Raw genomic sequence first — 21,986 nt, 5'->3', positions numbered from 1 at the left:
GCTCTCTCGCGCTACCGTCCGCGTGCGGCCAGTGAGGCCAGATAGGCGTTGTACGCCTCCAGCTCCTGGTCGCCGTCGCGGTCCGCGGCGCGGTCCTTGCGCCGGGACTCACGGTCCTCCGAGCGCCGCCACTGGAAGAGCAGGGCCACAAGGACGACCACGGAGGGGATCTCGCTGAACGCCCAGGCGATGCCGCCCGCGGCCTCCTGGTCGGCCAGCGCGTCGATGCCGAGCGAGGCCGGCGGATGCATGTACGTGCCGATCATCGGCTCGGTCGCCATCATCAGCGCGATGCCGAAGAACGCGTGGAACGGCATGCCCGCGAACAGCTCCAGCATCCGCATCACATAGCCGGGCCGGTGCGGGCCGGGGTCGACGCCCATGATCGGCCAGAAGAAGATCAGGCCGACGGCGAGGAAGTGCACCATCATCCCGATGTGGCCGGCCTTGGAGCCCATCAGCGTGTCGAAGATCGGCGTGAAGTAGAGCGCGTACAGGCTCGCGATGAACAGCGGGATCGTGAACGCCGGATGCGTGATGATCCGCATGTACCGGCTGTGCAGCACCCACAGAAGCCACTCGCGCGGCCCCTTGTGGCCGCGCGCCGCGACCGGCAGCCCGCGCAGCGCCAGCGTGATCGGCGCACCCAGCAGCAGCAGGATCGGCGAGAGCATGCTGATCACCATGTGCTGCACCATGTGCACGCTGAACATGACCATGCCGTAGTCGTTGAGCTTGGTGCACATCACGAGGAGCACAGTCAGGATGCCGAGCACGAACGAGATGGTGCGGCCCACCGGCCACTTGTCGCCGCGCCGCACGAGCCGCACCACGCCCCACCCGTACAGGGCGAGGGCCAGCAGGCAGCCGATGAGGAAGAAGGGGTCGGCCGAGAGTTCCAGGCCTCGCCCCAGCGTGAACGGCGGCAGATCCATGTTCATGCCGTGCCCGCTGTGATCCATCCAGTGGCTCCTGATTCGTGCGGATTGTGCGACGTGCGTCGGCACCAGAGTAGAACCGCCCCCGGCCGCTGCTGCGACCGGGGGCGGGTAGTGCAACGAGCAACGACTACAGCTACAGCACGCACTCCGCCTCGGCGTACCGCTCGTCGGGCACGGTCTTCAGCGTCTCGACGGCCTCGGCGAGCGCCACCATCGTGATGTCCGTGCCGCGCAGCGCCGTCATCATGCCGAACTCGCCGCGGTGCACGGCCTCCACGGCGTGCCAGCCGAAGCGGGTCGCGAGGACGCGGTCGTACGCCGTGGGGGTGCCGCCGCGCTGGACGTGCCCGAGGATGACGGGGCGCGCCTCCTTGCCGAGGCGCTGCTCCAGTTCGAGGGAGAGCTGGCGGGCGATGCCGGCGAACCGCTCGTGGCCGTAGACGTCCTTGCCGCCCTCGTCGAACTCCATGGAGCCCGCCCGAGGCTTGGCGCCCTCGGCGGCCACGACGATCGCGAACTTCTTGCCCGCCGAGAAGCGCTCGCCGACCTTCGCGGCCAGCTCCTCGATGTCGAAGGGGCGCTCGGGCACGACGATGGCGTGCGCGCCCGCGGCCATACCGGAGTGCAGGGCGATCCAGCCCGTGTGACGGCCCATGACCTCGACGATCAGGACGCGCTGATGGGACTCGGCGGTGGTCTTGAGCCGGTCGAGGGCCTCGGTCGCGACGCCCACGGCGGTGTCGAAGCCGAAGGTGACGTCGGTGACCGCGATGTCGTTGTCGATCGTCTTCGGCACGCCGACGATCGGCAGGCCCGCGTCGGAAAGCAGGCGGGCCGCCTTCAGCGTGCCCTCACCGCCGATCGGGATGATCGCGTCGAGGCCCAGGTCGGCGACGTGGCCCCGGGCGCGCTCCACACCGTCCCGCAGATGGGCGGGCTGCACGCGCGAGGAGCCGAGAATCGTGCCGCCGCGGGCGAGGATGCCGCCCACCGCGTCGAGGTCGAGCTTGCGGTAGTCGCACTCCAGGAGGCCTTTCCAGCCGTCGTGGAAGCCGATGACCTCGTCACCGTGGTCCACCACCGCGCGGTGCACGACGGAGCGGATGACGGCGTTCAGGCCGGGGCAGTCGCCGCCGGAGGTCAGGACACCAATACGCATAGCCCGGGAAACCTTTGCAACGTGGGCCGAATGACCGGACCACGTCGTCCGGCTGGATCCCCGCCACCCTATAGGCGCCGGGGGGCGGGGCCGCATCAGGCGTCCGAGGGCTGGACGCCCCCGCTCACATGTGCGGGCGGGGCGTCAAGCGGGCTGCCGCGGTGGGCGCCGGGCAGCGGCTACGCGGGCTGCTGCGCGGCGTTGATGCGCTCCGAGCGCAGCGCCTCGTACCAGCGGTCGTCCGTGGGCGGCAGCGCGTTCACATCGAGGGCCAGCTTCAGGAGCAGGTCCGCGATCAGCGGGTTGCGGGCGAGGACGGGGCCGTGCATGTACGTGCCGAAGACCGTGCCGTTGTACGCGCCCTCGGTGCCGTCGCCCGTGCCGTTGCCCCGGCCGAGGGTGACGCGGGCCAGCGGCCGCGCGTTCGGGCCGACGTGCGTGACGCCCTGGTGGTTCTCGAAGCCCGTCAGCGGGGGCAGGCCCAGCTGCGGGTCCATGTCGGCGAGGACGTCACCGACGCAGCGCTCGCCCTCGCCGCGCGTGGAGACCACGTCGAGCAGGCCGAGGCCCGGCTCGCGCTGACCGAGGTCGTTGATGAACTCGTTGCCGATGATCTGGTAGCCGGCGCAGACCGAGAAGACGATCGCGCCGTTGCCCACGGCGCGCTGGAGGCCGCCGTCGCGGCGCAGCCGCTCGGCCGCGAGGCGCTGCGGGCGGTCCTCACCGCCGCCGATCAGGTAGATGTCGCCGGAGGTGGGCACCGGCTGGTCGCTGCGCACGTCGTAGCGCTCGACCTGGAGGCCGCGCTGGCGGGCGCGGCGCTCCACGACCAGGGCGTTGCCCTGGTCGCCGTACGTGCTGAGCAGGTCGGGGTAGACCCACACCAGCCGCAGGCTGTTGTCGCTCATGCTCATGTGTCCCTACGAATGGTCTAGAAGGGCCGGTGGGGGTCAGTTGCCGACGCGGCGGCGCAGGTCCTGGAACGCGGTGTAGTTCGCGATCGTCTCGATACGTCCCGGCGGGGCCAGCTGCACCGCCTCGTCCACGGTCTCGCAGACCCGGAAGTCCAGGCCCGCGACCTCGAGACGCACGGCGAGGTCCAGCTTGCGGTCGCCGAGCACGAAGATCGGGTGACCGGCGAGGCGGGTGTAGTCGACGTCCCACAGCCAGGAGGTGTCGGTGCCGTCCGCGCCGCGGGCGTTGACGGAGAGGATCACCGGGGTCGGCGGCGGGTCGATCAGCGAAAACGTCTCGAGCCAGCCCGCGGGGTTCTTCGCGAGGAGCAGCCGCAGGTCGCGGCCCTGGAACTGCACGACGTCATAGCGCCCGGCGACGGCCTGCACCTGGTACATCCGCTCCAGGGCGACCTGCGGGGGCACACCGAAGACGGCGGCGACGGCGGCCGAGGAGGTGGCGTTGGCCTTGTTCGCGCGGCCGGGCAGCTGGAGGTGGATCGGCCAGGCCGAGCCGTGCGGGTCCAGGACGTGGTCGCCGGAGAGCACCCAGCTGGGCGCCGGGCGGCGGAAACCGCACTCGCCGCAGAACCAGTCGTCCCCGGGGCGCTGCATGACGCCACCGCAGGACGGGCACGACCAGGCGTCGTCCTTCCACTCCTGGCCCGCGGCCACCCAGACCACGTTCGGTGAGGAGGAGGCCGCCCAGACGACCAGGGGGTCGTCCGCGTTGGCGACGACGACGGCCTTGGTGCCGGCCAGGCCCTCGCGCCACTTCTCGGCGAGCATGCGGGTCTCCGCGGCGCGGTCCAGCTGGTCGCGCGAGAGGTTCAGCAGCGCGATGGCCTTCGGGTCCACGTCACGGGCGACGCCCGCCAAGTACTTCTCGTCGACCTCGATCACGCCGTACCTGGCGTCGGAGCCGCCGGCGAGCGCCGAGGTGATTCCGGCGGGCATGTTCGCACCGAGGGCGTTGGAGACCACGGGGCCGCTGGCGCGCAGGGCCTCCGCGATCAGGCGCGTGGTGGTCGTCTTGCCGTTGGTGGCCGACACGAGGACCACGTCCAGGTGTGTGGCGAGGCGGCCCAGCAGCTCGGGGTCGAGCCTGAGGGCGACCTTGCCGCCGATCACCGATCCGCTGCCGCGGCCCGCCGCGCGCGACACCGCCGCGGCCGCCTTGCCCGCCGTCACGGCCAGCTTGGCCCGCGGCGACAGCGGGTCCGTGTTGCCTGACATCTGTCGAGATCCTCCTTGCGTACGGCGCCGCGCCTGCCCGGCATCGTTTCGTTGCTCAGCCTATCGAGATCCGCTGACAAGCCCGAACCACGGCACCACGTCGATGCCGCTCCTGCCATGGACCGTACTCTTGCCGCCATGCGACACGGCTCGATCCCGGGCGCCTCGGGGCGCGTACGACCTCTGACCCTGCTCGGTGACCCCGTGCTGCACACGGCCTGCGAGGAGGTCACCGACTTCGGACCCGAACTGGCGCGCCTCGTCGAGGACATGTTCGCGACGATGTACGCGGCGCAGGGCGTGGGCCTGGCCGCGAACCAGATCGGCGTCGCGCGGCGGGTGTTCGTGTACGACTGCCCCGACGACGACGATGTCCGCCACCTGGGACACGTGGTGAACCCGAGGCTGGTCGAGGCGGACGGCGTCACCGTGCGCGGGCCCGAGGGCTGTCTGTCGCTGCCCGGCCTCGAAGCGGGCACGCCGCGCTTCGACCACGCCGTGGTCGAGGGGGTCGACGTGCGCGGGGAGCCCGTGCGGGTGCACGGGACGGGCTGGTTCGCGCGCTGCCTCCAGCACGAGTGCGACCACTTGGAGGGCGGCGTCTACACCGACCGCGTCACCGGCTGGCGGCGCCGCAGGGTGCTGCGGGCCGCCGCCAGGGCCCCCTGGAGCAACTGAGCTCCGCCGGGGGCGCCTCAGAACCCCGGCCCGCCGACGCGGTTGCCCGCGGCGGCCAGCCGCCCCCAGAGCAGATCCGCCAGGCTGCGCACCAACTGCTCGCGCGGGCACGGTCGTTCGCCGAGCCACCAGTCGCCGGCCGCGTGCATCATGCCGACGATGCCGTGCCCCCAGACGCGGGCGAGTTCGGCGCTCTGCGGGCCGAGGTCGACGCGCTCCTCGATGACCTCCGCAAGCTCTTCGCCGAGGCGGCGCAGCAGGGGAGCGGAGAGCAGGCCGACGTCGAAGCCCTGCTCGCCGGGCGAGGGTGCCTCGGAGGGGTGCATCAGGAACCGGTAGACCTGCGGGCGTGCCTCGATCGCCGCGAGATAGGTGTCGAGCGTCGCCTCGACCCGCTCCCTGCGCTCGGCGGGCGCGTCCAGGGCGGCGCGCAGCGAGGCGAGCAGGGCGTCCGTGTGCCGCTTGGCGAGCGCGGCGTACAGTCCGCCCTTGTCGCCGAAGTGGCGGTAGAGGATGGGCTTGGTGATGCCCGCCTCGGCGGCGATGGCGTTCATGGAGGCGCCGGGGCCGTCGCGGAGCACCACCCGGTCCGCGGCCTCCAGCAGCTCCCGCCGGCGCTGTCCATGGTCCGCGGATCTCTGCTGATCGGTCGGTTGTGTGGTCCCCATAAGCGTTTCTCCCCGCCCGTGCGATTGCGTGACGCACGCGCAACGTAACACCCGGGGTGGGGCGCGCATCGAACGGGTTGCCGGGAGTTGACACGGACTACTGGCCGGTAACAGACTTTGGTTACCGCTGGTAACGCCGCAAATTGATCGCAGGTCCTGGAGGGGTCATGGCCGAGTTCACCATGGAGCTCAACGACGAACAGAAGGAGGTCCGGGACTGGCTCCACGGGTTCGCCGCGGAGGTGATCCGTCCCGCGGCCGCGGAGTGGGACGAGCGCGAGGAGACTCCCTGGCCCATCATCCAGGAAGCGGCCAAGCTCGGCATCTACTCCCTCGATTTCTACGCCCAGCAGTTCTTCGACCCCACGGGCCTCGGCATCCCGATGGCCACCGAGGAGATCTTCTGGGGCGACGCGGGCATCGGCCTGTCCATCATGGGCACGGGCCTGGCCGCCGTCGGCGTCCTCGCCAACGGCACCGAGGAGCAGATCGGCACCTGGATCCCACAGATGTACGGCGACGCCAACGACGTCAAGGTCGCCGCCTTCTGCTCCTCCGAGCCGGACGCGGGCTCCGACGTGGCCGCCATGCGGACCCGAGCCGTCTACGACGAGGCCAAGGACGAGTGGGTCCTCAACGGCACGAAGACCTGGGCGACCAATGGCGGCATAGCCAACGTCCACGTCGTCGTCGCGGTCGTCGACCCCGAGCTCGGCTCGAAGGGGCACGCCTCCTTCATCGTCCCGCCGCACACGACCGGCCTGTCCCAGGGCCAGAAGTTCAAGAAGCACGGCATCCGCGCCTCGCACACCGCAGAGGTGGTCCTCGAAGACGTACGCGTCCCCGGCCACTGCCTGCTCGGCGGCAAGGACAAGCTCGACGAGCGCCTCGCCCGCGCGCGGGAGCGCGCCAAGGCCGGTGGCGAGCGCGTGAAGAACGCCGCGATGGCCACCTTTGAGGCGTCCCGCCCGGCGGTCGGTGCCATGGCGGTGGGCACGGCCCGTGCCGCGTACGAGGAGGCACTGGAGTACGCCAAGACGCGTACGCAGTTCGGCCGCCCGATCATCGACAACCAGGGCGTCGCCTTCCAGCTGGCGGACATGCGGACCCAGATCGACGCCGCGCGTCTGCTGGTGTGGCGCGCCTCGTGGATGGCGAGCACCGGCAAGAAGTTCGAGTCGGCCGAGGGCTCCATGTCGAAGCTCTACGCGAGCGAGGTCGCCAAGAAGGTCACCGCCCAGGCCGTGCAGATCCTCGGCGGCAACGGCTTCACGCGTGAGTACCCGGTGGAGCGGATGCACCGGGACGCGGCGATCTACACGATCTTCGAGGGCACGAGCGAGATCCAGCGCCTGGTCATCGCGAGGACCCTGTCGGGGATGCCGATCCGCTAGGGCCTGTCTGACGATTCCCGTCGTCGCCCGGATGGCGTCGCGAGGCAGGCGGGAACTGTCAGACAGACCCTAGGCCGCCGGCCCGCGTGTCACGGCCGGTACACGTACGGCGTCGTGGTGCACAGCGTGGCGAAGCCGAGCCGTGCCAGGATCGGGCGGCTGTCGTCCGAGGCGTCGACCTGGAGGTAGCGGTAGCCGCGCTCGGCGGCGATCCGGGCGCGGTGGGCCACCGTGGCGCGGTAGATGCCCTTGCCGCGCCACTCGGGAGCGGTGCCGCCGCCCCACAGGCCCGCGAAGTCGGTGCCGGAACGGAACTCCAGCCGGGCGCCGCACACGGGGCGCTCGCCCGCCATGGCCACGACCGCGACGATCTCGTCCGGCGTCTCCGTCAGCTGGGCGAGGACCCGCTTGGCCAGCTGCTCGCTCAGCGCGGCGTCGCCCTCGCCGAAGGCCGCGAGGTGCGCCTCGGCCATGAGCTCGACGCCCGCCGCGTCGGTCACCGGGAGCAGCCGGATGCCCTCGGGCAGCTCCGGCCCGGCGGGCAGGCCGTCGGACTCGGCGACCATCACCGTCTCCAGCGGATCGGCCACGAAGCCGGCCGCGAGGAGCCGCTCGGCCAGATCGGCGGGGCGGTCGTAGGAGTGCAGCTTCCACTCGAACTCGCGTCCCGCGTCCGTGAAGTGACGCACCTGCTCCGCGATCACGTCGTCCGCTGTCCTCGCGTCGACGTCCGCCCACAGGACGCCGTTCCAGTCGTGCTCCGAGCCGGTCTGGCGGACGACGCCGCCGATCCGCTCAAGCCGCGTGCCGGATCCCTCACTCCGTGCGTCGCGCCGAATCTGCTGGTCGTACGCGGCCAGAACCGCTGCGTGATCCATCCGGCCACTTCAACAGGGGCGGTGCGGGGCGGCAAGTGAATATCGGCGGGCCGGTTCAGGGGTCAGGACTGCCAGCGGCAGCGCAGCGCCGCCATGGAGAAGCCGGGCCCGAACGCCACGGTGATGCCGCGCGCGCCGTCGGCGGGTGGCCCTCCGTGCGTGCGCTCCAGGACACGCAGGATGCTCACCCCGCCGAGATTCCCGTCGTCGGCGAGGGTGTCCGTGGAGTGCCGCGCCGCATGGGAGTCGAGGCCGAGGAGGGCGGCGGTGTCCTGGATGATGCGCAGGCTGCCGGGGTGGATGACGGCGAAGTCGACGTGCTCCGGGCCGACCCAGTCGGCGAGCGCGGGCAGTACGTCGTCGGCCGCGGTCAGGGCCTGCTTGGTCGAGTCGAAGTGGAACCCGTCCGGAGAGATCCGGCCACGCTGCCGGTCGAGGCTGTCCGGCAGCACGTACTCGAAGGAGTCGTCGATCACGAGCCCGGGGCCCAGCGGGGTGTCGGAGACGACCGCGGCGGCTGCGGAGTCCCCGAAGAGGGCCTTGTAGATCATCGATTCGATGCCGGTGTCGGAGTGGTGGTAGACGCTGGAGATGACCTCCGCCGCCACCACGAGAACCTTGCTGCCGGGCCGCGCGGCGACCAGTTCGGCGGCGCGCATCAGGCAATGCGTGCCGCCCGGGCAGGCCAGCGTCGTCAACGCGATGCGCCGGACCGTCGGGCGCAGTCCGAGCCGTGCGATGAGGTGGACGTCGAGGTTCGGGACGGCCCAGCCGGTGCTGTGCGTGGTGACGATCGCGTCGATGTCGTGCGCGTCGAGGCCCGCGCCGTCCAGGGCGGCGAGGGCGGCGCGTTCGGCCATGGTGAGGGCGTCGGCGAACGCGGCACGGGCGCGCTCACCGATGTCGGCCGTGCCGGACACCGTCGGGGCGTCGAGAGGGCGGGTGAAGTTGCGGGTGCGCACCCCGCAGTTCTCCACGACACGGAGGATCGCGCGGAGCCGGGGATGACCGGAGTGGTGAGCGCTTATGTCCTCGGCGATCTCCGACGTGGTGACCTTGTGGTCACCGACGACGGTCCGGGGTCTGGAGACATGAGCGGGCATGAGGCGGCTCCCACAGGGCTCGGAAGGACGTTCGGGTGCGGCACAACGTACTTCACCGTCACGGACCCGTCTTCCTTCGAACGTGAGTGGAAGCCCTGTGGGAAGGGCGAGCCGTCAGAGCGCGCGGAGCATCGGCGCGCGCTCATGGGAGCGGAGCTCACCCGGGTGGTACACCAGGATCATCAGGCGCGCCCCGGGCGCCGTCATGGGCTGTGCCGTGCACATGGTGACCCAGCCCGGCCCCAGTTGGGGGTGCATCAGGGGGCGTTCGTCGCCGTCCGGGTGGGGATAGGAGACGCCGGTGCGGTAGAGCTCGGCCGTGTCGGGCTCCGCGAGTACCTCCTTCTCGATCTGGAGGAGGGTGTCGTCGTCGGGCCTGGAGGCGAGCGCGGCCCGCAGCTGGGGGAGGACCATGGGCGCCCAGGCCGAGTGCCAGTCCATGAGCGCCCGGCGACCGTCGGGGTCGAGCACCATCCAGCGCATCACATTGGAGGGGACATTGCCGGCGGGGAACATGGCGGCCAGTGGTTCGTTGTAGGCGAGCATGTCCCATGAGGCGTCGGTGACATAAGCCATATGGGATATGCCGTCGACTGCCTCCTGCCACACCCCGGGGATCTCTTTGCCGGACGACAGATGCAGCGGTCCCGGCGGGTCCTGCAAGAGCGCGTAGCGATTGAGGGAGACCCACTCCTGCTCATTGAGCCCGAAGAGGCGCGCGACGTCACGGAGCAATGCCGCCGGCGGATTGGGGTAATTGCCGGATTCGAGACGGTGGTACGTCCCGAAGGTGCGGTGCAGCAACTGATCGACCTGGTGCTGTGACAGGCCGGGAGCCCGCCGTCCCTGACCGCTCGGCCGCGAGAAGCCGTGCGATTCGGGGGCAATGAGGGCGCGTCGTTCGCGGAGCAGAGCGCGGAGCGCCGTCTTGTTCATGGTGGGTAATCCCTCTTGGTACACGCCGAGTTGGAGCGTGATCAGTCTAAATATTCACATCTTCTTTGGTAGTAAACATTGCCCGAAGAAAACGATCAGCCGCTGCGGCATCATGGTGTGCGCGACCTCGCCGACCTGCGAGTTTGATCGTCGGCGGGTGCGCGGGCACAACTGTGGGGCATCTTGTCCGGGGAGCTTGAGAATGGCTGAAATTCCCCGGCATTGGGTACCCCCTAGGCCCATCGGGCCGACGTGGGAAGCGCGTGGGACGGTTGTTCGTATTCTGATCCGTGTGGTCGGAAACAGGGCAACGCCGGACCGCGTGGACCTTCTTCCAGGTCCGGTTTCATGGGTCCACCGGCTGCGGTCGGTGCCGTCACTCGCCATTACGTAGCGGCCACGGTACCGACCGCCCGTGGTTGTCCCCGGCCACGTCACGCGGCCCTTATCCGTTCCTCGGCCCGCGCCAGGATCTCCGTGACCCGCAGCCCGAACCGGACGTCGCAAGGGTGGGCCGTGCCGGTGCGCACGGCCGTGACGAGTTCGTCGATCGCGGTGTCGAAGGCCTCGTCGGCGCCCTCCCACGGCGGCAGTACGGCGATGCCGTTCTCGCCGCGCAGCTCAACGGCCAGGCCCGAGCCCTTGGCCGGCGCCGTCAGGCTCAACGCCGCCGTGCTGGAGGCGCCGCTCGTGTGACGCAGGATCAGGTGGGCCGTGTCGCCGGGCCCCGGAGCGGCCGTCACGTCGCTCACGTCGCCGAGGATCGGCAGCAGCATCGACAGGGCGTGCGGTCCCACGTCCCACAGGCCACCGCGGCTCGCGCGCCACGGGGAGGAGAACGGGGCGGTTCCGTCCGGGGTGTAGAAGGAGCCGTACCAGTCGGCGCGGCCGGTGAACCAGCCGCCGACGGTGGCCTGTTCGGCCACCCAGGCCGAGCTGAGGGTGGCGAAGCGCAGCGTGAAGAAGACCACGGACGCCACTTCGGCGCGCTCGACCGCCCGGACCAGGTCGCGTGCGGCGTCCGGCGTCGTGGCCACCGGCTTGTCGAGGAGCAGGTGGCAGCCCGCCGCCGCGGCGCGCACGGCCAGCGGCGCCTGCACGTCGGGCGGGACCGCGAAGGCCACGGCGTCACTGGCCGCGAACAGTTCGTCGACGTCCGCGTACGCCGTCGTCCCGTGGGCGGAGGCGAGTGTGGCCGCGGCCTCCGGACGGCGGCCCCACACACCGCTGAGATCGATGTCCGGGTGCCGGGCGAGGGCAGGGGCATGCGTGGCGGTGGCCCAGGGGCCCGTGCCCACGAGGCCGATGCGGAGACGGTTCATGGGCGGCAGTATGACCGAAGCGGTCCGAAAGGGGCTTCTCGCGGCAGGAACCCCCTCATCAATGGCCTGTTGCCGACGGCGCGCATTCACGGACCGGATGACGGCAAGGTACCCCGGCACATGCCAATTTCCTGCGGGTGAATACCCATTCACCCGCTATGGAGAATTTCCATGCACTTCATCGGTGCGTGCCCGACGGCCTCGGCCGTCAACTCGGCCGTCGCAAGTGACCCGCCCCGTCGGCACGCCGGCCGCCCGAGGGCGCTCGCCGCGCCGTACGACGACCACCGCGGCGAGCCCCACCGCCAGGCCGAGCACCGTCTGCGCGCCGAAGGGTTCACCGAACATCAGGGCGCCCCACAGGGCCGTCACCGGAGCCATGAGGAACATCAGCGTATTGACCTGGGTGACCCCGGAGCGCCGCAGGATCAGCCAGTACAGGCCGTACCCGCCGAACGTGGAGAGCGTCACGAGCCAGCCGATGGCGACCCAGAAGGACATCTCGGTCGGCGGGGTCGCGGCCCGCGCCGTGACGGCGAGTGCCGTGAAGACGAAGGCACTTGTGAGGCAGTGGACGGTCATCGACACCGCCGGGCCGACCGGGCGCGTCGTGCGCCGGTCCAGGAACGTCGCCGCCACCAGCGACAGCATGCCGAGGAACGGCACGAGGTAGGCCCACCACGCGGTGTCGCCGCTGCCCGCGAAGTCGGCCGCCGTCACGATGACGACGCCGCCGACGCCGAGCCCGAGGCCGATCCACTGCGTGCGGGAGACGAACTGTCCGAGCAGTGGACCGGCGAGCGCTCCCGCCACCAGGGGCTGGGTTCCGTCGATCAACGCGGTGGTGCCGCTGGAGACGCCGAGCTGGATGGCGTAGTACACGGTGAGGAGATAGCCGCTCTGCGACAGCGCGCCCACGAGCACCTGCCGCCCGACGTCCCGTGCCGTCAGGCCGCGCCAGGACGCGCGGGTCAGCGTCAGCGCGACGGTCCCGAGGACCAGGGCCAGCGGAAGGAACCGCCACATGAGCACCGTCACCGCGGAGGCGCTGCCCGCGCCGAGCTTGGCCCCGATGAACCCGGAGCTCCAGGTCAGCACGAAGGCGATGGAGAGCAGGACGTTCATGGTTCTCCTTTCCCGCGGCGCGATGCCCGCCCCGGGTTCGGGGGAGAGGGTCGGCGCGAGAGAGTAGACCGATCTGTTTACTTACCTGGCCGAGTATACAGACCGGTCTACTATGGCTTCATGACTGAGAAGGCGTACGAGAGCCAGAAGGTGTACGGGAGCGAGAAGGCGCCCGGGACCGAGAAGGCGTACGGGGTGCAGGATGCGGTCGCCGCGCCGCGGCGCGTCACCATGACGCCGGCGGCGCGCCGCGCCCTCGACGCCGCGGGGCGGCTCTTCTACGAGCGCGGCATCCACGCCGTCGGCGTGGACCTGATCGCGGCCGAGGCAGGGGTGACGAAGAAGACCCTCTATGACCGGTTCGGTTCCAAGGAGCAGATCGTCGTGGAGTACCTCGCCGACCGGGACGAGCGCTGGAGGTCGTTCCTCGCCGGGTATCTGGCGGCGGCCCCCACGCCGCGCGCCCGGATCCTGGCCGTCTTCGACGCCTCCCGCGACTGGGCGGCGGACCACTCGGGCAAGGGGTGCAGCATGGTCAACGCGCACGCCGAGATCAGCGACGCCTCGCACGCCGCGTACCCGATCATCACCGGCCAGAAGGCGTGGATGCTGGCACTCTTCACCGGCCTGGCCCGGGAGATCGCCCCCGAGAACGCCGACCGCCTGGCGCGGACCCTGATGCTGCTGCATGAGGGCGGCCTCGTCGCGCACGGTCTGCACGTCTTCCCCGGCGCGGTCGAGCAGGCCCGGGACGACGCGGAGCGGCTGCTGACGGCCGGCTAGGCGCCGGGCGCCGTCGACCCTTGACAAGTCTTTGCCGGTGGCCGGAATGTTTCCGTCTGTGATCTTGGGCGGCCCCGGCTTCGTGGGGCGGAAGCCGCCTCTCCGCGTGGCATGCTCCCTGGCCTTGGCAAAGTGCGGCCGAAAGTGTGGGGGTGGTGGCCCTCGCCCGGTTTCCGGAATGTTGACCGTACGCAATCGGAGGCGCACGATCGACGGTATAGGTGCTAGATACACCTAGTTCGCCGAGCGGGAGGAAGCGTATGTGTGGCATCACCGGCTGGGTCTCCTTCGACCGTGACCTGACGGCCGCGTCCACCACCCTGGACGCCATGACGGAGACGATGTCCTGCCGCGGTCCGGACGACCGCGGCACGTGGACCGGCGGCCCCGCCGGGCTCGGTCACCGCCGACTCGCGATCATCGATCTGCCCGGTGGGCGCCAGCCCATGACGGTCGAGACCCCGACCGGAACCGTCGCCCTGGTCTACTCGGGGGAGACCTACAACTTCACCGAACTCAGGCGCGAACTCGCGGGCCGCGGCCACCGGTTCACCACCGAGTCCGACACCGAGGTCGTCCTGCGCGGCTACCTGGAGTGGGGCGAGTCCCTCGCCGAACGGCTCAACGGCATGTATGCCTTCGCGCTCTGGGACGCCCGGCACGACAAGCTCGTCATGGTCCGCGACCGCATGGGCATCAAGCCGTTCTACTACTACCAGACCCCGGACGGCGTCCTCTTCGGCTCCGAGCCCAAGGCGATCCTCGCCAACCCGCTGGCCCGCCCCCGCGTCGGCATCGACGGACTGCGGGAGCTGTTCTCCGTGGTCAAGACGCCCGGCCACGCGGTGTGGGAGGGCATGCGCGAGGTCGAGCCCGGCACCGTGGTGACCGTGGACCGCTCGGGGCTGCGCCGGCACGTCTACTGGTCGCTGGAGACGAGGCCGCACACCGACGACCGTGACGCGACCATCGCGAAGGTGCGCGAACTCCTCGAAGACATCGTGCGCCGCCAGCTCGTCTCCGACGTGCCGCGCTGCACGCTTCTCTCCGGCGGCCTCGACTCCTCCGCGATGACGGCCCTCGCCGCGCGACAGCTGGCCGAGGCGGGCGAGACGGTGCGCAGCTTCGCCGTCGACTTCGTCGGCCAGGCCGACAACTTCGTCGCCGACGCGCTGCGGGGCACGCCCGACACGCCGTTCGTGCACGACGTCGCGGAGGCGGCGGGCACCGAGCACCGCGACATCGTCCTGGACTCGCACGCCCTCGCCGACCCCGACGTACGCGCCAAGATGATCCGCGCGCGGGACATCCCCATGGGCTTCGGCGACATGGACGCCTCGCTCTACCTCCTCTTCCGGGCCATCCGCGAGCACTCCACGGTCGCGCTCTCCGGAGAGTCCGCCGACGAGGTCTTCGGCGGTTACCTCCAGTTCTTCGACGAACAGGCGCGTACGGCCGACACGTTCCCCTGGCTGGTGCGGTTCGCCGATCACTTCGGGGACGACTCCGGTGTCCTGCGCCCTGATCTGACCGCCGCGCTGGACCTGCCCGCGTACATCAAGGAGAGTTACGCGACAGCCGTCGACGGCATCCGGCGCCTGGACGGCGAGAGCGACTTCGAGTACCGGATGCGCAAGATCTGCCATCTGCACCTGACCCGCTTCGTGCGCGTCCTGCTCGACCGCAAGGACCGCGCCAGCATGGCCGTCGGCCTTGAAGTGCGCGTGCCGTTCTGCGACCACCGGCTGGTCGAGTACGTCTACAACGCGCCCTGGGCGCTGAAGTCCTTCGACGGCAGGGAGAAGAGCCTGCTGCGGGAGGCGACCGCCGATCTGCTGCCCCGGTCGGTGTACGACCGGGTGAAGAGCCCTTACCCCTCCACACAGGACCCCCAGTACGCCCGCGCCCTCCAGGGGCACGTCAAGGACCTGCTCGCGCGGCCCGGTCACCCGGTCTTCGAACTGGTGGACAGGGAGTGCGCGGCGCGGGCCGCCGAGCGGGAGGCGCCGCAGATCACCCAGGCGTCACGGCGCGGCCTGGAGCGCACCCTGGACCTCGCGCTCTGGCTGGACCTCTATCAGCCGGACATCGCGCTCTCCTGACATGGCCGCACGGTCTTCCCCGGCCCCGCTCACTCCTTGGGCTCACCCGAGGTGGCGAGCGTGTCGAGGAAGCGACGGAGCGCGGGCTTCCCGTCCGTCCCGAGGCTCCGCTGGACCGGTGGCACGCTCGCCCCGCGCCGGGCCTCGGGGATCCGGCACGGGTCGAGGCGCTCCTCGGCGCGGACGGTCACCGTGCGGCGTATGAACTCCGCCACCGGCATCCCGAGCCGGTCCGCGTGGAGCAGGACCGAGGCGTACTCCTCGGGCGTGAACAAGACCTGCACAGGCTGGGCACCGTCCATGGACGCATGATGCCGTCCGGGCGGATGTGACGCGGTGCGCTCGGCATATTCGCCCACGAACGCGTGAAAACCGCGGAAGGCGGCGACGTGAACGAGAAGTGACCCCGACCGGACGGGGGAATCGCGGTCGGGGCCACATCATGTTCAATAATAAACCACCGTGAGGTGTGCCCGTGCCACGGACCTGCTCGTATGAGCCGTGTTGCGTGGGGGGCTCACGCCTTCGCGATCATGACCGCCGACGCCGTGACGCCCACGACGACGATGAAGCCCCGCATCGCCACCGGCGGAAGGCGGCGCCCGTAGCGCGCGCCCACGAGTCCGCCCACCGTGGAACCGGCGGCGATCAGCCCGGCCGCCACCCAGTCGATGTCGGCGACCGCGATGAAGACGACGGCCGCGATTCCGTTCACGATCGAGGCGAGGACGTTCTTCACGGCGTTCAGCCGTTGCAGGTCGTCGAGGAGGAAGGCGCCGAACAGGCCCATGAGCAGCACGCCTTGGGCCGCCCCGAAGTAGCCGCCGTACACACCGGTGGCGAGGACGCCGCACCACATCGGCACACCGCCGTCCCGCTTCCCCCGGGCCCCGCGCTCCTTGAGCCGCCGGTTGAGCCAGGGCTGGAGCAGCACCAGGGTGCACGCGCTCAGGATCAGTACGGGCACCACCGCCTGGAAGGCGTCGGCAGGCAGCTTCAGGAGGAGCAGCGCGCCCGTGAGGCCCCCGATGAGCGAGGCCGTGCCGAACCGCACCAGGCGCTTGGCCTGGCCCTTCATCTCCCTGCGGTAGCCGTACGCGGCGCTCAGGGTGCCCGGCACCAGGCCGAGGTTGTTCGACACGTTGGCGAGCACCGGCGGGAAGCCGAAGGCCAGCAGGGTGGGGAAGGTGATGAGGGTGCCGGACCCCACCACCGCGTTGAGCCCGCCGGCCGCGACACCGGCGACCCCGACGGCCACCATTTCGAGCGCTTCCACACGTCACCTTTCCCACACGGTCGTGGCCCGCCCTCGGGGTGCGGTCGCACCCCGGGTCGGCGCCCGTCACCGGGTCGCCGCCCGGGGCCGACAACGATCTTGAGGCACAGGGAAAACCCAAGTCAATCCTCGGGTTTCCTTGTATCTCCCCAAGCGATACCTTCACCCCTCGTGACCCTGGACGATCTCCGTGTCTTCGTGGCCGTGTGCCGCGCGGGCAGCCTCAGCGCGGTGGCCCGCGACCTCACCTGTACGCAGTCGGCCGTGAGCCAGCACGTCAAACGGCTGGAAAGGGAGCTCGGCGTGAGCCTCCTGGAACGGCACGCGCGCGGCGTCGTGCCCACCTCGGCCGGACGCATCCTGCACGCCGCCGCGGCCGACGGCATCGGCGGCATCGACCTCGCGGTGCGGCGCCTGCGGGAGCAGGCGCGCGGGGACGCCGGCGCGGTGCGGATCACCACCGGTGCCACCACCGTGCGGCACTTCATGGCCGAGGCCGTCGTCGGCTTCCGGCAGCGCTATCCGCGCGTCAGCCTGGAGTTCCAGACCGTGGCCTCCAGCAGCGGCTGCTTCGACGCCCTCGCCGCCAACGACCTCGACCTCGCCTGGATCACCCTCGGCGAGCCCGTGCGCGGCATCGAGCAGCGGACCGTCCTGGCCCTGCCGTGGGTCCTCGCGGTCCGCGCCGACGACCCGCTCGCCGACCGGCCGTGCGTCGAGCCCGCCGAACTCGCCGCCGGGCAGATCATCACGCCACCGGCGAACTCGACCTCCCGCGCCCACCTCGACGCCCATCTCGGAGAGCTGGGCGTGACGCTGCCCGCCGGAACGAGCGTCGCCGACTGGGACACGGCCGTCCTCCTCACGGAGCTGGGCCTCGGCCAGGCCGTCGTCCCCGCGCTGCCGGCCGGGCGCGGCGACGCTCCCGCCGGGCTCCGCATGGTCCCGATCCCGCGGCTGCCGCCGCTGTCGGTCGGCTGGGCGGTGCGCCGCTGGGACGCGCTCAGCCCGCTGGCCCGCGCCTTCGCCGACACGGTGGCCGAACACTGCGCGCCGCTCGGCCCGCCGCAGGATCAGGGCAGCAGCCTGGCGGCGCGCGTCTGAAGGTGGTGGGCTTCTGGGTGGCTGAGGGTGTCTTTGGTGGCGTGCCGGTAGGCGGTGAGTGCCTTTGTGGTGTCGTTTGCCCGCTCCAGTGGATGCGCCCATATGGCCTGGAGGCGGTGATGGCCCGGCAAGTGACTGCTCGGGGCACCCAGTTCGCGTCCCGGGTCTTTCGGTCCTGCGCTGCGCGCCGCTCGGCCCGCCGCAGGATCAGGGCAGCAGCCTGGCGGCGCGCATCTGAAGGTAGCGGGCCTCAGGGCGGCTCAACGTGCCCTTGGCCGCCAACCGGTAGGCGTCGAGGGCTCCTTCGAGGTCGCCCGCCTTCTCCAGCAGGTGCGCCCGTACGGCGTCGAGGCGGTAGTGCCCCCGCAACCTGCCCTCCAGCGCGGCGAGTTCCTCCAGCGCGGCCTGCGGGCCGTGCACCATCGCGTACGCCACGACCCGCCCCAGTTCGGCCATGGGCTCCGGAGCGCGGCGTACGAGGACGTCGTAGAGGGCGAGGATCTGCGGCCAGTCGGTGGCGTCGGCGCTCTCCGCCTCGTCGTGCAGCGCCGCGATCGCCGCCTGCAACTGGTAGGCGCCCGCCGGGCCCTGGCCGAGCGCCTCCTCGACGAGCGCGGTGCCTTCGGCGATCGCACGGCGGTCCCACAGGGCGCGGTCCTGCTCGTCGAGCGGGATCAGCTCGCCGTGCGGCCCCGTCCTGGCCGCGCTGCGCGCCTCGGTGAGCAGCATCAGCGCCAACAGGCCCGTCACCGCGCCGTCTCGGGGCAGCAGCCGGCGCACGGAACGCGTCAGCCGGATCGCCTCCCGCGCCAGGTCCGCGCGGTGCAGGGCGTCCCCTGACGTCGCCGTATAGCCCTCGTTGAAGATCAGGTACAGCACCTGGAGGACCACCGCGAGCCGCGCGTCACGGTCCTCGGGCCCCGGCTGCCGGAACAGCGCACCTTTGACCTTCGCCTTCGCCCGGCTGATCCGCTGGGCCATGGTCGCCTCCGGCACCAGGTGTGCGCGGGCGATCTCGGCCGTGGTCAGGCCGCCGACGGCGCGCAGCGTGAGGGCGACCTGACCGGCCGGGGGCAGCGCCGGGTGGCAGCACAGGAACAGCAGCGTGAGCGTGTCGTCGTCCGAGGGGGCGCGGCTCTCGCCCGGCGGCGGAGCGGTGAAGGCGTCACGGGGCGTGAGCAGCGCGGCGTCCTCCTCGCGCCGCCGCCGCGCCTCGTCCGCGCGCAGCTGGTCCATCAGGCGGCGCGAGGCCACCCTGATCAGCCAGCCCCGCGGATTGTCCGGGACGCCCTGCTCCGGCCACTGCCGGGCCGCCGCGAGCAGCGCCTCCTGCACGGCGTCCTCGGCGGCGTCGAAGTGTCCGTACCGGCGTACGAGCGCGCCGAGGACCTGCGGCGCGTGCCGGCGCAGCAGGTCCTCGACTCCGGTCCCACCGGTGGTACGTCTCAACAACCGCCTCCCGCTTCCTGCACGGGCCGGATGACGACGGGCGGCTCGACCAGCCCCTCGGGGCCGGGGCACCGGATGATGCGCTCGGCGATCTCGGTCACCCGCTCCAGGCTCTCGCAGTCGAGCAGCCAGTACCCGGCGAGGACCTCCTTCGTCTCGCCGTAGGGCCCGTCCGTGATCACCGGGCGGCCGTCCTTGCCCGCGCTGACGAAGCGGGCCTGCGCGGGCTCGGTCAGGCCCTGGGCGTCGATGAGCTCCCCGGACTCGGCGAGATCGTTGTTGATCTCGTTCATGAAGGCGAACATCGCCTGGAGTTCCTGCTCGCTCCAGACGGGGCTGTTCTCGGAGGGCTTGCCCGCCATCGCCTCGTAGTCGGCCTGTGAGCCCTGGACCATCACCAGATACTTCATGACTTCGCTCCTCGGCTGCGCCGTCACCCCTCGTGGGCGACTCTCACAGGGGACGTCGGAGCGGGCGGCGCGTTCTCTACGACTCGCGGAAAGAGTTTTTCCCGGCACCCGGCGGGTTCTCTGCGGCAGCGGCGGAACCGGCCGCCCCAGCATGCTATCGGGGGACGGCGACGACTTCCTGGCGAGACGTATCGAAGAGGGGCGGCAACCTTTTCGGGCCGTGCGGCGACTGCTCAGCGGCCCGTGATCCACGGGCGCCCCCCACGTACGTACAGATGGGAAGCGACGCATGAGTGAGCTGCACGGCCACGGCAAGGCGCGGCACCGCAGAAGGAAGAGGGCCCTGCTGGCAGGTGTCCCGCTGGCGCTGGCCGCCGCGGGGGTCATGGCCTACGGCACGGTCTTCGGGGTGTTCGGCGAGGACGCGCAGCCGAGGGCCGCGGCCGCCGCCGCGCCGTCATGGGCGAAGGACACCGCCGACGGCTTCGCCTCGGTCCACGCGCTCGGCCAGAAGGGGACGTACGGCGGGCGGGACGGGAAGACGGTCACCGTACGGACCCTCGCCGACCTGGAGAAGTACGCGACCGCCCCTGAGCCGTACGTCATCGTGGTGGCCGGGACGATCTCGATGGACCCCAAGGGCAAGGAGATCAAGGTCGCCTCCGACAAGACGATCGTGGGCGCGGGCACCTCGGGACAAATCGTCGGCGGCGGGTTCTTCCTCGGCCAGGGCGTGCACAACGTGATCATTCGGAACCTCACGATCCGGGACTCGTACCACGGCACCTGGAACGACAAGGAGCACGACTGGGACGCCATCCAGATGGACGGCGCGCACCACGTCTGGATCGACCACAACGACCTGCGGCACATGGCCGACGGCCTGATCGACAGCCGCAAGGACACCACCTGCGTGACCGTGTCCTGGAACAGGCTCAGCGACAACAACAAGACGTTCGGCATCGGCTGGACCGAGAACGCCACCGCCGACCTGACGATCCATCACAACTGGTTCCGCGAGACGGAACAGCGCAACCCGTCGACCGACAACGTCGCCCACGCCCACCTCTACAACAACTACCTCCAGGACGCCCCGGGCACGGACATCACCTCGTCGTACGGCAACTACGCGCGCGGCAGGACGAAGATGGTCCTGGAGAACAGCTACTTCGACGGCATGAAGAACCCCGTCATCAAGGACGCCACCGCCGCCCTGGTCCAGCGCGGCAACGTCTTCTCCCGCACCAGCGGCCGCAACGAGAGCGGCGGCACGGCGTTCGACCCCAAGGCGTACTACAAGTACAGCCTGGACAAGGCGGCAGACGTTCCCGCGCTCCTCAAGTCCGGTGCGGGACCGCGCGGTTCGATCGGCACGACAACCGGTGCCCCGGCCGCCGCGAGTACCACCCTCACGGTGGCGAAGGACGGCGGCGGACGGTTCACCAGCGTGCAGAAGGCCGTCGACGCCGTCCCGGCGGGCAACACCTCGCGCGTGGTGATCCGGATCGCCCCCGGCACCTACCGCGAGACGGTCAAGGTCCCGGCGAACAAGCCCCACGTCACGTTCGAGGGCACGGGCCGCAGCCGCAAGGACACCGTCATCGTCGAGGGCCATGCCGCCGGCATGACGAAGCCGGACGGCTCGGGAACGTACGGCACCGGCGGCAGCGCGACCGTCGCCGTGGAGGCGGACGACTTCCAGGCCCGCCACCTCACCTTCTCCAACGACTTCGACGAGGCGAGGAACCAGCAGCTCAACGGCCAGCAGGCGGTCGCGCTGCGCACCGCCGCCGACCGGGTCCGCCTGGACGACCTCATCATCAGCGGCGACCAGGACACGCTGCTCCTGGACACGGCCGCCAAGGAGAAGTCGGGCCGCGTGTACCTCACCGACTCCTACGTGATCGGCAACACCGACTTCGTCTTCGGCCGCGCCACCGCCGTGATCGACAGGTCCGTCCTCACCCTCAAGAAGCGGTGGAACGGCACCTCGGCCGGCTACGTCGCCGCGCCCAGCACCCCGGCCGGACGCAAGGGCTTCCTCATCACCCGCTCGACCGTCGACGGCGATGTCTCCGCCCGGAGCTTCCACCTCGGCCGCCCCTGGCACGCGGGCGGTGACGCGAGCCTCGACCCGCAGACCACCGTCCGTGACTCCACCCTCGGCGCGGCCGTCAAGGCGGCCCCGTGGACCGACATGGGCGGCTTCTCCTGGAAGGACGACCGGTTCGCCGAGTACGAGAACAGCGGCCCGGGCGCCGGACCCGCCGGCGGCGACCGCCCGCACCTGACGGACGCCCAGGCCACCGCCCAGGAGACGGCGGACTGGCTCGGCGACTGGAAGCCGGCCCCGTGAACACCTCCGGCATCTGACGCCCGCCTCGCCCCGACCGTTCCCCCTGAACTAGCGTGATCCCGTGCCCGCGGACGCCCCGCGGGCACCTCGGGGCCGATGGGGGAGTGGGGGCG

Annotated in this window: 20 protein-coding genes; 6 read left to right on the top strand and 14 right to left on the bottom strand. The window is 71.0% G+C overall.

What is annotated here, in order from left to right; translation table 11 throughout:
* Positions 1-11: 11 nt before the first annotated feature.
* The 4 genes from KKZ08_RS02300 to KKZ08_RS02285 form a co-directional block, all read right to left on the bottom strand.
* Complete coding sequence (locus KKZ08_RS02300; RefSeq protein WP_223772812.1) at positions 12-962, bottom strand: cytochrome c oxidase assembly protein; 951 nt, start codon at positions 960-962, stop codon at positions 12-14.
* 112 nt (positions 963-1,074) lie between these two features.
* Complete coding sequence (locus KKZ08_RS02295) at positions 1,075-2,100, bottom strand: 6-phosphofructokinase (RefSeq protein ID WP_223772811.1); 1,026 nt, start codon at positions 2,098-2,100, stop codon at positions 1,075-1,077.
* Positions 2,101-2,279: 179 nt separating this feature from the next.
* Positions 2,280-3,008: a glutamine amidotransferase gene (locus KKZ08_RS02290; RefSeq protein WP_223772810.1), complete on the bottom strand. Its 729-nt coding sequence runs from the start codon at positions 3,006-3,008 to the stop codon at positions 2,280-2,282.
* A 42-nt stretch (positions 3,009-3,050) separates the two neighbouring features.
* On the bottom strand, positions 3,051-4,289 hold the full coding sequence (locus KKZ08_RS02285) for a MurT ligase domain-containing protein (RefSeq protein WP_223772809.1): 1,239 nt from the start codon (positions 4,287-4,289) through the stop codon (positions 3,051-3,053).
* Between the two features lie 138 nt (positions 4,290-4,427).
* Here KKZ08_RS02285 and def point away from each other — a divergent pair, with 138 nt between their 5' ends.
* Positions 4,428-4,967 (top strand): peptide deformylase, encoded by a 540-nt coding sequence (gene def / locus KKZ08_RS02280; protein ID WP_223772808.1) that lies wholly within the window; start codon positions 4,428-4,430, stop codon positions 4,965-4,967.
* Between the two features lie 17 nt (positions 4,968-4,984).
* On the opposite strand, the gene KKZ08_RS02275 is transcribed toward def, so the two are convergent.
* Positions 4,985-5,635: a TetR family transcriptional regulator gene (locus tag KKZ08_RS02275; protein ID WP_223772807.1), complete on the bottom strand. Its 651-nt coding sequence runs from the start codon at positions 5,633-5,635 to the stop codon at positions 4,985-4,987.
* Positions 5,636-5,802: 167 nt separating this feature from the next.
* On the opposite strand from KKZ08_RS02275, the gene KKZ08_RS02270 reads away from it, so the two are divergent.
* Entirely contained in the window at positions 5,803-7,029 is a 1,227-nt protein-coding gene (locus KKZ08_RS02270) for an acyl-CoA dehydrogenase family protein (RefSeq protein WP_223772806.1), read from the top strand.
* A gap of 89 nt (positions 7,030-7,118) precedes the next feature.
* Here KKZ08_RS02270 and KKZ08_RS02265 read toward each other — a convergent pair whose 3' ends face one another.
* The 5 genes from KKZ08_RS02265 to KKZ08_RS02245 all read right to left on the bottom strand — a co-directional run bounded on the left by KKZ08_RS02265 (position 7,119) and on the right by KKZ08_RS02245 (position 12,393).
* A complete protein-coding gene (locus KKZ08_RS02265) occupies positions 7,119-7,907 on the bottom strand; it encodes a GNAT family N-acetyltransferase (RefSeq protein ID WP_223772805.1) in 789 nt (262 codons plus the stop codon).
* A 62-nt stretch (positions 7,908-7,969) separates the two neighbouring features.
* Positions 7,970-9,010: a 3-oxoacyl-[acyl-carrier-protein] synthase III C-terminal domain-containing protein gene (locus tag KKZ08_RS02260; RefSeq protein ID WP_223772804.1), complete on the bottom strand. Its 1,041-nt coding sequence runs from the start codon at positions 9,008-9,010 to the stop codon at positions 7,970-7,972.
* Between the two features lie 114 nt (positions 9,011-9,124).
* Complete coding sequence (locus tag KKZ08_RS02255; RefSeq protein ID WP_223772803.1) at positions 9,125-9,946, bottom strand: helix-turn-helix domain-containing protein; 822 nt, start codon at positions 9,944-9,946, stop codon at positions 9,125-9,127.
* Positions 9,947-10,380: 434 nt separating this feature from the next.
* A complete protein-coding gene (locus tag KKZ08_RS02250) occupies positions 10,381-11,268 on the bottom strand; it encodes a Gfo/Idh/MocA family oxidoreductase (protein ID WP_223772802.1) in 888 nt (295 codons plus the stop codon).
* A gap of 156 nt (positions 11,269-11,424) precedes the next feature.
* Entirely contained in the window at positions 11,425-12,393 is a 969-nt protein-coding gene (locus KKZ08_RS02245) for a DMT family transporter (RefSeq protein ID WP_223772801.1), read from the bottom strand.
* Between the two features lie 231 nt (positions 12,394-12,624).
* On the opposite strand from KKZ08_RS02245, the gene KKZ08_RS02240 reads away from it, so the two are divergent.
* Both KKZ08_RS02240 and asnB read left to right on the top strand, forming a co-directional pair.
* On the top strand, positions 12,625-13,176 hold the full coding sequence (locus tag KKZ08_RS02240) for a TetR/AcrR family transcriptional regulator (RefSeq protein ID WP_223778882.1): 552 nt from the start codon (positions 12,625-12,627) through the stop codon (positions 13,174-13,176).
* 260 nt (positions 13,177-13,436) lie between these two features.
* Entirely contained in the window at positions 13,437-15,278 is a 1,842-nt protein-coding gene (gene asnB, locus KKZ08_RS02235; RefSeq protein WP_223772800.1) for an asparagine synthase (glutamine-hydrolyzing), read from the top strand.
* Positions 15,279-15,307: 29 nt separating this feature from the next.
* Here the strand turns inward: asnB and KKZ08_RS02230 are convergent, their stop codons facing one another.
* A complete protein-coding gene (locus KKZ08_RS02230) occupies positions 15,308-15,580 on the bottom strand; it encodes a hypothetical protein (RefSeq protein ID WP_223772799.1) in 273 nt (90 codons plus the stop codon).
* Positions 15,581-15,795: 215 nt separating this feature from the next.
* On the bottom strand, positions 15,796-16,554 hold the full coding sequence (locus KKZ08_RS02225; RefSeq protein WP_223772798.1) for a sulfite exporter TauE/SafE family protein: 759 nt from the start codon (positions 16,552-16,554) through the stop codon (positions 15,796-15,798).
* 171 nt (positions 16,555-16,725) lie between these two features.
* On the opposite strand from KKZ08_RS02225, the gene KKZ08_RS02220 reads away from it, so the two are divergent.
* Positions 16,726-17,658, top strand: a complete 933-nt coding sequence (locus KKZ08_RS02220) for a LysR family transcriptional regulator (protein WP_223772797.1) — start codon at positions 16,726-16,728, stop codon at positions 17,656-17,658.
* A 207-nt stretch (positions 17,659-17,865) separates the two neighbouring features.
* Here the strand turns inward: KKZ08_RS02220 and KKZ08_RS02215 are convergent, their stop codons facing one another.
* Both KKZ08_RS02215 and KKZ08_RS02210 read right to left on the bottom strand, forming a co-directional pair.
* A complete protein-coding gene (locus KKZ08_RS02215; RefSeq protein WP_223772796.1) occupies positions 17,866-19,107 on the bottom strand; it encodes a sigma-70 family RNA polymerase sigma factor in 1,242 nt (413 codons plus the stop codon).
* Positions 19,104-19,517 carry a YciI family protein gene (locus KKZ08_RS02210; RefSeq protein ID WP_223772795.1) on the bottom strand — a complete coding sequence of 138 codons (414 nt, stop codon included), beginning with the start codon at positions 19,515-19,517 and terminating at the stop codon, positions 19,104-19,106. The genes KKZ08_RS02215 and KKZ08_RS02210 overlap by 4 nt, the downstream gene beginning before the upstream one ends.
* Before the next feature lie 289 nt (positions 19,518-19,806).
* Here KKZ08_RS02210 and KKZ08_RS02205 point away from each other — a divergent pair, with 289 nt between their 5' ends.
* On the top strand, positions 19,807-21,873 hold the full coding sequence (locus tag KKZ08_RS02205; protein WP_223772794.1) for a pectinesterase family protein: 2,067 nt from the start codon (positions 19,807-19,809) through the stop codon (positions 21,871-21,873).
* The last annotated feature ends 113 nt before the right edge of the window (positions 21,874-21,986 follow it).

The sequence above is a fragment of the Streptomyces sp. 135 genome (genome assembly GCF_020026305.1).
In the GTDB taxonomy this organism is placed as follows: Bacteria; Actinomycetota; Actinomycetes; order Streptomycetales; family Streptomycetaceae; genus Streptomyces.
Note: the sequence above shows the minus strand (reverse complement) of the source record. Positions and strands in the feature narration are given on the sequence as shown.